Origin of the sequence: Stenotrophomonas sp. LST15-1-1.1 (assembly GCF_040815575.1) — a bacterium.
In the GTDB taxonomy this organism is placed as follows: Bacteria; Pseudomonadota; Gammaproteobacteria; order Xanthomonadales; family Xanthomonadaceae; genus Stenotrophomonas; species Stenotrophomonas lactitubi_B.
Window position 1 is genome coordinate 1 of record NZ_JBFPNJ010000026.1, and the last position, 255, is coordinate 255.

A 255-nucleotide genomic window follows, 5' to 3' on the forward strand; every position below is an offset into this window, starting at 1 on the left:
CAGCTACGTTTCACTTCCGAGTTCGGGATGGGATCGGGTGGTTCCATAGCGCTAATTTCACCAGGGAGGCGGTTGGAGTGTCGCTTCGGACGTCGTGTCTTTGCAGGGAGCGGGCATGATGATGCCGACGTTGCAAAGAGACGCGCCTGAGCGCCTGCCTCTCGTTTGGTCTTGTGACGTAGCGTGCACTTGGATCTATCGACATGTCATGTCGGCCAAGGCAACTTGAGGTTATATGGTCAAGCCTCTCGGATC

1 rRNA gene is annotated in these 255 nt (G+C 56.1%); it reads right to left on the minus strand.

Annotation, left to right across the window (positions count from 1 at the left end):
• Positions 1–65 (minus strand): 5S ribosomal RNA (rrf, locus tag MRBLST15_RS12585); the annotation flags it as partial.
• Positions 66–255: the final 190 nt, after the last annotated feature.